Genomic DNA, 14,289 nt, shown 5'->3' with positions numbered 1-14,289 from the left:
TTTAAACCTATAAATCTAACTGAAAATTAACTTTATTCAAATCATTTGATATGAAACCTGGTTTATACTTATTAAACTATATGCATACATCGTTTCTTAATTTAAATAGTATCAAAAACCCATCGACAAAATCAATCCATTTATATAGACAATTCCCTAAAACATCTATTTCAATTTAATAAGAACACATATAATTTCACCTTTGAAGTGTTAATTAAAAACACACTAAAATGAAATTATATTTAATTATTGCAAGCTTATGTTTTGTCCAGTTTAGCTTTGGACAAGATGCTACAAATAACCCAACATCAAAAATATGGTCGTTAGAAGATTGCATTACTTACGCAATTGAAAATAACATTACTATTAAAGACGCTGGTTTAAACAAAAATATAGCCGAAGTAGATTATAATAAAGCAAAATCTTCAAGGTTACCTAATTTATTTGGTAGTGCTTCGCAAAATTTTTCAAGCGGAAATACCATAGATCCAATTACGAGTGATTATGTAACCGATCAAATTAATAGTACCAATGTTGGCATTAATAGTTCAATGACCCTATTTCAAGGTAATCAAATTAGTAATCAAATTAAACAAAATAAAATCCTCCTTGAACAGAGTGTTTTTCAAGAAGAAATAGAAAAAAATAGTATTGTATTAAATATTTTAGAAACCTACTTACAAGCGTTATATAGCAAAGAAAGTATTGTTATTGCAGAAAATAACTTAGACGCCTCAGAAAAAGAAGTATTAAGAGCCAAAGCAAGATTAGACGCAGGTACCATTGCTTTAAATGATTATACCGAAGCTCAAAGTCAAGCAGCAACTAATAAATACAATGTTATTTCAGCTAAAAATAACTACCAGCAATATATTATAGAACTAAAACAATTATTAGAGTTATCTCCATTAGAAAATCTGGAGATTGAAACTCTTGATGATAACATGGATCTAATAAATCTTAACCTTAACAAAATTGATGTTTATAATAATGCCTTAGAATTTTTGCCAGAAATACAAGCTAGCAAATTGAACATAGCCGCCAACGAGAAGGAACTTGATATTGCTAAAGGTGGGTTTTTACCAGTATTATCATTAAATGGAAGCATTGGTTCTGGATATACAAGTATCAATGACACTACATTTTCAGATCAGTTTGATTTAAATTTCAATCAAAAAATAGGTTTATCCTTAACCATTCCAATATTTAACAGAAATCAAACAAAAGCTGCAGTACAAACCGCTACTATAAATATTGAAAAAGCCGAAATACAAAAGCAAACCACAGAAAAAGAGGTTTACAAGAAAGTAGAAACAGCTTATCAAAATGCTTTATCCGCACAAGAACAGGTTATCGCTTCTGAAGCTTCTAAGGAGGCTGCTGAACAAAGCTATAATCTTGCACAGAAAAAATACGAATTGGGTGACTTAAGCACAACAGATTTAGTGATTAGTCAAAACACTTATACCAATGCTCAACAAAACTATTTGCAAGCAAAATATTTAAATATACTATACTATCAATTATTACAATTTTACCAAGGAAACGATATCAAACTTTAATAATACAGTCATGAATAACAAAAAGAAAATCATAATAAGTGGCATAATACTAATTGCACTAACCGTTATAGCATTGCGTTTTATAAACAGTGGCGATGCCATAGTTATAGAAGCAAAAACGGTAGTAGCAAAAAAAGCAAATGTAACCACTATGGTAACTGCAACAGGAACCATTGAACCTATAAATCAAGTAGATGTTGGTACACAAGTTTCGGGTGTTGTTGAAAAAATTTATGTAGACTACAACAGTGTGGTTAAACAAGGCCAATTAATTGCAGAATTGGACAAAACCAACCTTCAAGCTGCAAAAACACAAGCTCAAGCAGCTTATGACAATGCTTTAAGTCAAAGAAATTACATGAAAACGATTTACGACAGACAAAAAACATTGTTCGACAATCAAGTCATTAGCAAATCTGATTTTGATGATGCTACCTACAATTACGAAACAGCAAAAGGCACGGTTACACAGCGTTATTCAGACTTAGAACAAGCAAAAACCAATTTGGGTTATGCCAATATTTATTCACCCATTGATGGTGTGGTACTCTCTAGAGATATTGAAGAAGGCCAAACCGTAGCAGCAAGTTATAGTACACCAACCTTATTTACCATTGCACAAGATTTAAAAGAAATGCAAGTGGAAGCCGATGTTGATGAAGCCGATATAGGTAACGTAAAAGAAGGTCAACGTGTAGAATTTACAGTAGACGCCTACATGGGCGAAACGTTTAATGGCGTGGTAACACAAGTGCGCCTAAACCCCACAATAACCTCAAATGTAGTAACTTATACTGTAATTGTTAAAGCAGAAAATGAAGATTTAAAATTAAAACCGGGTTTAACAGCAACCATTTCCATTTATACTTTAGAATTGAATAATGTTTTAACAGCAGAAGCCAAGGCCATCAATTTTAGCCCAGATACTGAAACATTGTCAACTTACAATATGCATCATGAATTACCTGAAACTACAGCTCATCCAACTACATCAAAAAATGTATTATGGGTACTAGGAAAGGATAGAAGTATTACACCTACAACCGTAACCTTAGGTGCTAGTGATGGTGTTAATGTTCAAGTGTTAAGCGGAATTTCAGAAGGAGAACAATTAGTGTATAGCTTAAAAGGCGTGACCAAAGGAGAAGCTGGACCTCCAGCTGGAGCTAACGAAAGTCCGTTTATGCCACAACGTCCAGGAGCTAAGAAAAAATAAAAACATCATGGGTAAAGATATTATTAAAATAGAAGACTTGAAGCGTGAATTCACCATGGGTAGCGAAACGGTTCATGCTTTAAAAGGGATTTCGTTTGATATAAAAGAAGGCGAGTTTGTCACCATTATGGGATCTAGTGGTTCTGGAAAAAGTACCATGCTAAATATTCTGGGTTGTTTAGATCAGCCTACTTCTGGTACTTATGAAATTGACGGTGTAAAAGTAAAAGACCTCAGTAGAAACGAGTTAGCCACTATTAGAAATGAAAAAATTGGATTTATTTTTCAGTCCTATAATTTATTAGCAAGAACTTCCGCCTTAGAAAATGTAGAATTGCCATTACTATACAACAGTAAAGTTTCTACTGAAGAACGTAGAAAAAGAGCTATTAGAGCTTTAGAAATGGTAGGATTAGGAGAGCGAATGGATCATACACCTTCACAACTTTCTGGTGGGCAGCAACAACGTGTTGCCATTGCAAGATCGTTGGTAAACAATCCGGTAATGATTTTAGCCGATGAAGCTACAGGAAACTTAGATACGAGGACATCTTACGAAATCATGTCCCTATTCCAAGACCTAAACAAGCAAGGAATCACCATCACTTTTGTAACGCACGAGCCTGATATTGCAACATTTAGCAGTAGAACTATTGTACTTAAGGATGGTAATATCATACAGGATTACCAAAATAACAAGATACAATCCGCAGCAAGCGAATTAGCAAAATTACCTTTAGAAGATCATTAATTATGAGACTATTAAACTTACTTAAAATTGCCTACAAAGCAATTGTTTTAAATAAAACAAGAACGTTACTTACTATGTTAGGTATCATCATTGGTGTAGCTTCCGTAATCGCCATGTTAGCTATCGGTGAAGGCTCTAAAGAAAGTATCCGTGCCACCATTTCAAGTATGGGCTCTAATATGATAACTATTAGACCTGGAGCTGATGACCGAGGCCCTGCAAGAGGAAGTGGCGGAAATGTGCAAACACTGGTTTTAGAAGATTATAAAGAAATAAAAAAACAAGCCTCCTTATTAAGCAATATCACACCGGTAGTAAATGGTGGTGGACAAGTCATTAATGGCCCTAACAACTGGCCGTCTTCCATCTATGGTGTTAATCCGGAGTATTTAGAAATAAAAGCTGTTGGTTTACAAAGCGGTAGTATGTTCACAGATGCCGAAGTACAATCAGCTTCAAAAGTCGCTCTAATTGGGCAAACAGTGGTCGAGAATGTATTTCCAGATGGCCAAGACCCTGTAGGCCAAATGATTCGATTTAATAATATTCCATTTAAAGTAATTGGTGTTTTAGAAGAAAAAGGTGAGAATACCTTTGGACAAGACCAAGATGATGTTGTGATTGCTCCTTATACTACTGTACAAAAACGTATTTTGGCCATCGATTATTTAAATCAAATCATGGCTTCAGCAATTAGTGAAGATGATGCTCCAGAAGCCGTAGAGCAAGTAACCGAGATTTTGCGTTCACAACACAAATTAATGGATACCGAAGATGATGATTTTACGGTGCGTTCTATGGAAGAGTTAATTTCAACATTTAGTTCAACAAGTGAAATGTTAACCATTCTATTAGTTGCCGTTGCTGGAATTTCTTTATTAATTGGGGGTATTGGAATTATGAATATCATGTATGTATCTGTAAAAGAACGCACAAAAGAAATTGGTTTGCGAATGGCAGTAGGAGGCAAAGGTTCCGATATTTTAATGCAGTTTTTAATTGAAGCCATTTTAATAAGCATCACGGGAGGACTTTTAGGTGTAATCTTAGGTCTGGGAGCAACGGTCTTTATCGAAAAATTCTTAAATTGGCCTACCAGTGTAGCTTTGTATTCTATAGTGATTTCCTTTGCTGTTTGCGCCGTAACCGGCATCTTTTTTGGATGGTACCCTGCAAGAAAAGCATCAGCATTAGATCCAATTACAGCATTGCGTTACGAGTAATTACAGATAACAAATTAAACATAATAAAGATGAAAAAAAATAGTGATATCGGTTATTTAATTTTAAGGATTACAGTTGCTGTACTCATGCTGTTTCATGGTGTGGCCAAATTGAGTCATCTTAATGGCATTAAAAGTATGCTAACAGGAGTAGGTTTTCCAGAATTTATGGCCTATGGTGTCTACATTACAGAGTTAATCGCCCCTATACTTATTTTAATTGGTTTTAGAACACGATTGGCAGCTCTTGTATTTTTCTTAGGGATGATAGCTGCTATGTTACTTGCTCATTCAGAAAATTTGTTTGCACTATCAAAAACTGGAGGTCTTCAAATTGAACTTATTTTATTGTATGCTTTCGGTGCTTTAGTTTTGTTTTTTACTGGTGCAGGGAAATATGCTCTATCAACTAAAAATAGTTGGGATTAATACATGGAATCAAAATGATAAAAAATAAAAATATCACGATACTCTCACACATTTTAGTTTGGTTTGTACTTTTTAGCATGCCTTACTTATTATCTTATGGGCAAGAGCAGGACATTAATAGAGTCATCATTCATTTTTGGATTCCCTTAGCATTATCTGCTATTTTGTTTTATCTAAATTTCTTTGTGCTTATAGATAAATTGCTATTCACTAAAAAAACAATTTGGTTTATTTGTATTAATGTAATTTGCATAGCACTATTCATTTATTCCAAAGAAACAATTGAAAATAATTTTTTTCAGGAAATTGCTAAAAAACGTCCAAGTAGTGGTGATAATTCAGGCCCACCCTTTAAAATGTTTATTTACGTTCAAATGGTTTCTTACATGGCTCCTTTGTTATTTTCAATTGCTATTAAAACAACCCAGCGTTGGGTAAAAACAGAAAATGAACGGAAAGAAGCCGCTAATTTTAAATTAAAGTCTGAGCTACAGCTCTTGCATTACCAATTGCAACCTCATTTCTTTTTTAATTCCTTAAACAATATTTACGCTTTGGTAGATATTTCGCCAGAACAAGCTAAAACATCCATTCATAGTTTAAGCAAGTTAATGCGGTATATGTTATATGAAACTAATGAAGAATTGGTAACACTTTCAAAAGAAATTGAATTTATGAAAAAGTATATCGATTTAATGAAGCTAAGGGTTTCAGATAAAACCACCGTAAATTATAATTTCCCTTCAGAAGAAACTGGAATTAAAATAGTACCTTTATTGTTCATTTCATTAATTGAAAATGCTTTTAAACATGGGGTTTCCGCAAGTAAAGAAAGTAAAATAAAAATTGAAATGAGCACTCGTGAAACGTCTGTATTATTTACAATTAAAAATAATAATTTTCCTAAAAAAACTGATGACAAGAGTGGCTCTGGAATAGGCATTCCAAATATTAAAAAACGGCTACAATTGTTATATCCAAACAAGAATAGCTTTAGTACCTTTGTAAAAAACAACTGTTTTATAGCGCATTTAGAAATTGAAACCAAGTAAATTATGAGTGTAAAAATATCTTGTGTTATTGTGGACGACGAGCCAATGGCTCTTAATTTAGTTGAAAATTATGTAAAAAAAACACCGTTTTTAATTCTTAAAAAAAAATGCAATAGTGCCATTGAAGCTATGGAGTTTATTAAAAATGAACCGATAGACTTGCTTTTTTTAGATATTCAAATGCCAGATTTAACAGGTATTGAATTTTCAAAAATGCTCCCCAAAGAAACTCGAATTATTTTTACCACCGCATTCGACCAATATGCCTTAGAGGGCTTTAAAGTTGAAGCTTTAGATTATTTATTAAAACCTTTTGATTATGCCGAGTTCTTAACCGCAGCAAACAAAGCAAATACTTGGTTTGAGCTTGTAAAAGGAAAAAAAAGCCGTATGATTTCTGAAGCAAAAGAGTTCCTTTTTGTAAAATCAGAATACAAACAACTCCGTATTAAGTTAGCAGATGTTTTATATTTTGAAGGCTTAAAAGATTATATTAAAATATGGTTAAGAGATAATCCAAAACCCGTTTTAACTTTAATGAGTTTAAAATCTTTAGAAGAAGAGCTTCCAGAAACACACTTCATGCGTGTACATCGGTCATATATAGTTTCTTTAAAAAACATTGATATTATTGAGCGCAGCCAAATAATCATCAACAAACAACGCATTACAGTATCAGAACAATATAAACCAAAATTTTTGGCATTTATAAATACTAACTCACTTAATTCTTAAGGGTTACTTATTATAAAATAATTTAGTAAACGATTTTAATTCGTCTACAAATCTTTATAATTAAGAGATACAAAAACAAGGTTTGTCTATTTTCTTTTTCATTTATTGGAGATAGAGTTAATTTCGCGGTCAAATAAAATAAAATTATATTATGAAAAAAATCGTACTTTCATTAGCATTAGCTTCCTCTCTGTTTAGTTGTAATAGTGTTAAAAACTTAAATACATCAAACGTTTCTCAAGCTGCAACATTACTAAGTTCTTTAAGTTCAAATTCAACGGTACAACAAATATCAACGCTTTTTAATTTGTTAGACACTAATAACGATGAAGCTATTAGCTCAACAGAAGCTATTGGTTCAGTAGCAGAAAATTTTAATGTTTTAGATACTGACAGCAGCTCAAGCTTAAACCTTACAGAGTTAACAGGCTTACTTGATTTATTAAAATAATACTTTTTTGATATAAAATAATAAAAAGGCATACTTATGAAGTATGCCTTTTTTATTTCTATTTGTTAGTAGTGTTAATACAAATAGCAAACACATCTATAAAATCAACTTATTTATAGACACAATATTAGCAAACGTCTATTTGCTTTTTTTTACACGAAAAATGCAAATACCTTTAAACTATCAATACCAAGAAAAGTCATAGTATTGATATAAATAGTACGTTAAATGATATAAAAGTTAAAAATTATGAAAGCTATAATAAAAAAAATCGTTCTACCTTCAATATTTTTAGTGGCAATTTCAACACAAGTTTCAGCACAAACACGCCGAAGTAGTACCACTATTAATAAAACGGAAACAAGAACAAATCCTACTAAAATAAACACAACAAGCAGAAGAATATCAAGTACAAAAGTTACTTACAAAACACCACAACGTAAAGTATTGACTGTAAGAACATTACCAAACAAAACCATTGTAAAACAAAATGGTCAAAATTATTACTATGCAAATAACAAATATTACACACAATCTAGAGGTCGCTATATTGTCATTGCTCCTAAAGTTGGTTTTAGAGTAAACGTACTACCCACTAACTATGTGATAGTTAGACACAATAATTACAATTATTTTAATGCACAAGGTATTTTTTACATTCAAACAAACAACGCTTACGAAGTTGTAGATCCAGAAATAGGAACCATAGTATATGAGTTACCAAATGATTATGAAAAAGTAATTGTTGACGGTCAAACGTATTTTGAATACGCTAATATTTTGTACGAGAAAATACAAATAAATAACACCAGAGCTTATGAGGTTGTTGGTATTATTGAAATAACAGAATAGTAGTTTGTTTATATTAGTTGATTAGTAGTTGAAAAGGGGATGATAATGATATTATCCCCTTTTTTTATTTACTTTTTTTAATGCTTCACTTATTTATACCGTGTAACAAATTGCTGTCTGGTTTAATTCAACTTAAACATGACATCTTGTGCCTCCAATTCACTTATTAACTCTTGACATACCTTTACTTTTTGTTTTCGACTAGGCATGTTAAGTTTTATTTTCTCCTTAGTATCATACACCACAAAATTAAGAATCTGATTTCCTGGATATAAGTGAATTAATTCTTTTAAAGCGATAATTTTCTGTTCATTTAAATCTTTGATATCAACTTGAATTGATAATTTTTTAGCATAATTTTCCATCACATCGTGTAACAATTGAAAATTATTGAATTGCAACCGTGGGTCGCTCCTTTTACCTGTATCCTTATTTACCCAGCCTTCTCGAACAAAGGTTTTTACAAATACAAAATTACTCTTCATTAAGAAGTGCCGAAACTTTAAATATTCTTCACCAAAAATTCTAAATTCATAACTATCGGTATAATCTTCAATAGTAAACAATGCCCAACCTTTGCCTTGTTTACTAACACGATGCTGTACATCAGTCACTACACCTCCAAAAACCAACTCCCTATTAACATAAGGCTCTAATGTAGAAAACATACCAACTGTAGCATTACAAAATGTTTTCATTTCTGTTTTAAAATCATCCAACGGATGTCCAGAAATATAAACACCTACCACTTCTCGTTCCTTACTCAACTTTTCCATAGTACCCCATTCTTCACAGGGAGGCACTTGGGGTTCGGCTATTTGCACATCACTCGCTTCTCCAAATAAACTTACTTGGGCTGAATTTTCATTTTCTTGATGTTTATGCGCATATTTAATGGCTTTTTCTAAAAAGGTAATGCCGTCACCATCATCGTGAAAATATTGTGCTCTATGCGTATCACCCAATCCATCAAAACCACCTGCTAATGCGAGATTTTCAAAAGCTTTTTTATTAGCAGCTCTTAAATCAATTCGCTTAGCAAAATCAAAAATAGACTTGTAATGGCCATCTTTTTTTCTATTTTCAACAATAGTCATAACCGCTCCATGCCCCACACCTTTTATAGCCCCCATACCAAATCGTACTGCATTATCTTTATTTACGGAAAACTTATAAAATGACTCATTAATATCAGGTCCAAGAACATCTAATTTCATACGTTTACATTCTTCCATAAAGAACGTTACCTGCTTGATATCATTCATATTGTTAGACAATACTGCAGCCATATACTCCGCAGGATAATGCGCCTTTAAATAAGCCGTTTGATAGGCAATCCAGGCATAACACGTAGAATGCGATTTATTAAAAGCATAACTTGCAAAAGCCTCCCAATCCTTCCAAACTTTTTCTAAAATTTTAGCATCATGGCCTTTTTTGCTTGCTTGCTCAATAAACTTGGGTTTCATTTTATCAAGTACCGCAATTTGCTTTTTCCCCATAGCTTTACGCAAAATATCAGCTTCACCCTTAGTAAATCCTGCTAACTTTTGCGACAACAACATTACTTGCTCTTGATAAACCGTAATCCCATAAGTTTCTTTTAAGTACTCTTCCATCGCTGGCAAATCATACTCAATATCTTCATCACCATGTTTACGTCTCGTAAAACTAGGAATATACTCCATAGGTCCAGGGCGGTACAAGGCATTCATAGCAATTAAATCCTCAAAAACCGTAGGCTTTAATTCTTTAAGGTGCTTTTGCATTCCAGGAGACTCATATTGGAACACTCCTACTGTTTCACCTCTTTGAAACAATTCATATGTTTTTTCATCATCTAAAGAAAAAGTATCTGGATCCAATAAAATACCATGCTTGGCTTTTACAATTTTAACAGTATCTTTAATTAAAGTCAGTGTTTTTAATCCTAAAAAATCCATTTTCAGCAAACCAGCATCTTCAACTACCGAATTATCAAACTGAGTAACATATAAATCAGAATCTTTTGCTGTGGAAACGGGAACAAATTTGGTAATATCGTCTGGGGTGATAATAACTCCACAAGCATGAATACCAGTATTACGAACTGAACCTTCTAAAGTTCTTGCAAGATTTACCGTTTCTGCCTGTAAATCTGAACCTTCAGATATATTTAAAAGCTCATTAACTTTTTCTAAATCTTCTGCCCTAAACTTACTTCCTAACTCCTTTTCAGAAAGACCAAAAATCTTACCTAACTTGGACATCGTAGGAATCAATTTCGCAATTCTATCAGCATCAAACAACGGTAAGTCTAATACTCGTGCTGTATCACGAATAGATGATTTTGCAGCCATGGTACCATATGTAATAATTTGTGCTACTTGATTGGCGCCATATTTTTCAATAACATAGTCCATGACACGACTTCGACCTTCATCATCAAAATCAATATCAATATCAGGCATGCTGACACGATCAGGATTTAAGAAACGCTCAAAAAGCAAATCATACTTAAGAGGATCTATATTAGTAATCCATAAACAGTATGCTACTACTGAACCAGCAGCTGAACCTCGCCCAGGTCCAACAGACACATCCATTTTCCTTGCTTCACGAATAAAATCTTCAACAATCAAAAAATATCCAGGATATCCTGTCTTTTCAATAACACTTAGCTCAAAATCCAACCTCTCAACAACCTCTTCAGAAAGCTCTTCACCATATCTTTTTTTAGCACCTTCAAATGTTAAATGCCTTAAAAAGGCATTTTCACCTCGCTTTCCGCCATCAACCAAATCATCTTCATGTTTAAACTTATCTGGAATATCAAATGCTGGCAATAACACATCGCGTGCCAATTGATAAGCCTCTACTTTATCAACCACTTCTTGTACATTTGAAATGGCATCAGGCACGTCTTTAAACAATTGTTTCATGGCATCGGGCGACTTAAAATAATACTCCTGATTTGGCATTCCGTACCGATACCCCCTTCCTCTTCCTATAGGTGTAGCCTGTTTTTCACCATCTTTTACACATAATAAAATATCATGAGCATTAGCGTCTTCTTGTTTTTTATAATACGTATTATTAGTTGCTACTAATTTTACATTATGCTTCTTAGCTAATTTTATTAAAGTAGGATTCACACGATTTTCATCTTCTTGATTGTGACGCATCAACTCTACATACAAATCATCTCCAAATTCCTCTTTCCACCACAACAAAGCTTCTTCGGCTTGATTTTCTCCAATATTCAAAACTTTACTGGGTACTTCTCCATATAAATTCCCAGTCAAGACAATCAAATCTTCCTTATACTGCTGAATAAGTTTTTTATCTATTCTGGGTAAATAATAAAACCCATCAACAAAAGCATGTGAAGATAATTTTGCCAAATTATGATAGCCATTTTTATTTTTGGCAAGAAATACAATTTGATAGCCATTGTCTTTTCTTGATTTATCTAAGTGATCTTCGCAAACAAAAAATTCAACCCCAATAATAGGTTTTATTTCTTTTGCTTTAACGGCTTCACCTGTTTCTTCAGCCACTTTCATTTTGGCTTTCACCCCTTTATTATGATTATTAACAGCATTCACAAAGTGAAATGCGCCCATCATATTCGCATGGTCTGTTAAAGCCACTGCAGGCATATTATATTCTGCTGCAGCTGAAACAATATCTGCAACCCCCATAGTGGACTGAAGTACCGAAAATTGTGAATGGTTATGCAAATGCACAAATTCAACGTCAGCTAAATCAAATACATTTTGTTTAATTTCTTCAGAAGAAATACTCGTTCCCTTGGCTTTTTTTATACGCTCACGGATTTTAGCACTTTCCTGTTTCAGATTGACATGCTTTAAACCAATAAGTTGAATCGTGTCTGGGTTATGCTCTTTAAAATTCTGAAAATAATCAGGCTGAACATCCAATTGCTCTTTGGTATATTCTTCTAAACGCACTAATTCAAAAAAGCAACGGGTAGTTGCCTCCACATCGGCAGTTGCATTATGCGCCTCTGCAAAACCTTTTTTGAACAAAAACTCGTGTAACTCTGATAATGTAGGTAGCTTAAATTTACCATAACGTCCACCAGGAATTTGACATAAACTTGCCGTATGCTCTGTACAAGTATCCAAAACGGGTAAATCTTGCAATGGATTGTCAACAGCAGCACGCACAAATTCGGCTCCCATAATATTCAAATCAAACTTTACATTTTGACCCACTACAAATTTGGTTTTGGAGAGCGCAATATTAAATTTCTCTAAAACCTCAATTAAAGGAACTCCTTGTTCTTGAGCTAATTCTGTTGATATTCCATGTATTTTCTCTGCATCATAAGGAATATTAAACCCGTTGGGTTGCACCAAATAATCTTGACTTTCTATACAATTTCCCATAGCATCATGCAATTGCCATGCTATTTGAATACACCTTGGCCAATTATCGGTATCTGTAATGGGGGCATCCCAACGTTTAGGCAATCCAGTGGTTTCAGTATCGAAAATTAAATACATTCTTAAAATTTAGATGTTTGTGGATGAATCGTTTATTAAAATAAAAACTTAGCCTATAAAAATACATAGAATTTATACTTTTTTAAAGTGAAGTTGTAATGAGTTGTAAACAAAAAAAGAACAGCCCTTCCGAGGCTTCGAAAGGGCTGTATCTTAACTAACCAAACTAACTAACTTTATGAAAAAAATCATCTTTCAATGATTGTATTACTCATGCAATTTTTTGAATATTAATTGCTATTTCATACTTCAAATATATAGCGAAAAACAGATGTGAAAAACAATTTAACAGCGGTTTGTGAATAATTTAAGAATCCTTAACAGTATTCATCAAATTTTAAGATATTTTAGCATAAATTAGTCGTTAAAACTTCAATTTTCATGAAAACAAATTATCTTATTTTACTGCTATCTATAGTATTTTCTTTTAATTGTAAAGCACAAGAACTTCCTTTATATGTTGGCACATATACAAACGGAGATAGTGAAGGTATTTATAAATTCTCCTTTAACACAGAAACCGGCATATTAAGCAACAAAAAATTAGCTATAAAGACTCAAAACCCTTCTTTTATTACTTTTTCACCTAATAAAAAATATATTTATGCTGCTGGAGAAGGAGAAATAAGTTCTGTAACTGCCTTTAAAATAATACCAAATGGAAATTTAGAATTAATTAATATTGAAAGCAGTAACGGAAAAGGCCCTTGCCATATTTCTCTTAACGAATCTGGAAACAAAGCCGTAGTATCTAATTACCACGGCGGAACATTTTCTATTTACCCAATTAATAAAGATGGTAGCATTCAAAAAGCTTCTCAAGTTTTTAATCATAATACTAAAAACGAAGAAGCTCATGCTCACTCGGCTCAGTTTTATAAGGACGATTTATTTGTATCTGATTTAGGCAGAAATGCTGTGTTTCAATACAAATTGAAAAATAATCAATATCAATTAAAACGACCTGCTATTGTGGAAATGACCGGGAATCCTGGCCCTAGACATTTTGCTTTAAGTAAAAACAGCAAATTCATCTACATTATAAATGAACTTGAAAGCACAATTACTTCTGTTAAAAGAACAAAAAAAGGCTTTAAAAAAATAGATGAAGACTCTACTTTAGATAAAAATTATACAAAAAAAAATGCCTGTGCTGATATCCATTTATCAAAAGATGAACGTTTTGTTTATGGGTCTAATCGAGGAGAAAACTCCATTGCTGTTTTTAAAAGAAATAAAAAAACAGGTACATTAGACAAAATTCAAAACATCGCTGTTCATGGTGATTGGCCTAGAAACTTTACTTTAGACCCAACAGGTAAATTTATTTTGGTAGCCAACCGAAGAAGTGAAAATATTTCCGTTTTCAAGATAGATTCAAACACCGGCAGATTATCCTTTTTAAATACCACAGATGTCCCAACACCATCTTGTCTTCTATTCTGATTTTCACAAAACTCATAAACAACTGGATTTCAATACATAATAAACCTAATTTGAATTATAAA

At 32.8% G+C, this 14,289-nt stretch carries 11 protein-coding genes; 10 read left to right on the top strand and 1 reads right to left on the bottom strand.

Annotated features, from left to right (window positions below; genetic code table 11):
* The first annotated feature begins 230 nt into the window (after positions 1-230).
* From APS56_RS12600 to APS56_RS12560, 9 genes are all read left to right on the top strand, one after another.
* On the top strand, positions 231-1,562 hold the full coding sequence (locus APS56_RS12600; RefSeq protein ID WP_054728799.1) for a TolC family protein: 1,332 nt from the start codon (positions 231-233) through the stop codon (positions 1,560-1,562).
* Between the two features lie 10 nt (positions 1,563-1,572).
* Positions 1,573-2,778, top strand: coding sequence for an efflux RND transporter periplasmic adaptor subunit (locus APS56_RS12595; protein ID WP_054728796.1), 1,206 nt, complete (start codon positions 1,573-1,575; stop codon positions 2,776-2,778).
* Positions 2,779-2,785: 7 nt separating this feature from the next.
* Positions 2,786-3,529 (top strand): ABC transporter ATP-binding protein, encoded by a 744-nt coding sequence (locus APS56_RS12590; protein ID WP_054728793.1) that lies wholly within the window; start codon positions 2,786-2,788, stop codon positions 3,527-3,529.
* Between the two features lie 2 nt (positions 3,530-3,531).
* Positions 3,532-4,752: an ABC transporter permease gene (locus tag APS56_RS12585; protein WP_054728789.1), complete on the top strand. Its 1,221-nt coding sequence runs from the start codon at positions 3,532-3,534 to the stop codon at positions 4,750-4,752.
* Between the two features lie 29 nt (positions 4,753-4,781).
* Positions 4,782-5,180 (top strand): DoxX family protein, encoded by a 399-nt coding sequence (locus tag APS56_RS12580; protein WP_054728786.1) that lies wholly within the window; start codon positions 4,782-4,784, stop codon positions 5,178-5,180.
* A 14-nt stretch (positions 5,181-5,194) separates the two neighbouring features.
* Positions 5,195-6,232, top strand: a complete 1,038-nt coding sequence (locus tag APS56_RS12575; RefSeq protein ID WP_054728784.1) for a sensor histidine kinase — start codon at positions 5,195-5,197, stop codon at positions 6,230-6,232.
* 3 nt (positions 6,233-6,235) lie between these two features.
* On the top strand, positions 6,236-6,967 hold the full coding sequence (locus APS56_RS12570) for a LytR/AlgR family response regulator transcription factor (protein WP_054728781.1): 732 nt from the start codon (positions 6,236-6,238) through the stop codon (positions 6,965-6,967).
* A gap of 151 nt (positions 6,968-7,118) precedes the next feature.
* The gene (locus APS56_RS12565; RefSeq protein WP_054728778.1) at positions 7,119-7,418 is read left to right on the top strand and encodes a hypothetical protein; all 300 of its coding nucleotides are present in this window, start codon (positions 7,119-7,121) and stop codon (positions 7,416-7,418) included.
* Between the two features lie 249 nt (positions 7,419-7,667).
* Positions 7,668-8,270 carry a DUF6515 family protein gene (locus APS56_RS12560; RefSeq protein ID WP_054728775.1) on the top strand — a complete coding sequence of 201 codons (603 nt, stop codon included), beginning with the start codon at positions 7,668-7,670 and terminating at the stop codon, positions 8,268-8,270.
* A gap of 122 nt (positions 8,271-8,392) precedes the next feature.
* Here the strand turns inward: APS56_RS12560 and dnaE are convergent, their stop codons facing one another.
* Positions 8,393-12,781 (bottom strand): DNA polymerase III subunit alpha, encoded by a 4,389-nt coding sequence (dnaE, locus tag APS56_RS12555; RefSeq protein WP_054728772.1) that lies wholly within the window; start codon positions 12,779-12,781, stop codon positions 8,393-8,395.
* 381 nt (positions 12,782-13,162) lie between these two features.
* Between dnaE and APS56_RS12550 the strand changes: the two genes are divergently transcribed.
* On the top strand, positions 13,163-14,227 hold the full coding sequence (locus APS56_RS12550; protein WP_054728769.1) for a lactonase family protein: 1,065 nt from the start codon (positions 13,163-13,165) through the stop codon (positions 14,225-14,227).
* Positions 14,228-14,289 lie beyond the last annotated feature (62 nt).

Source organism: Pseudalgibacter alginicilyticus (assembly GCF_001310225.1).
In the GTDB taxonomy this organism is placed as follows: Bacteria; Bacteroidota; Bacteroidia; order Flavobacteriales; family Flavobacteriaceae; genus Pseudalgibacter; species Pseudalgibacter alginicilyticus.
Note: the sequence above shows the minus strand (reverse complement) of the source record. Positions and strands in the feature narration are given on the sequence as shown.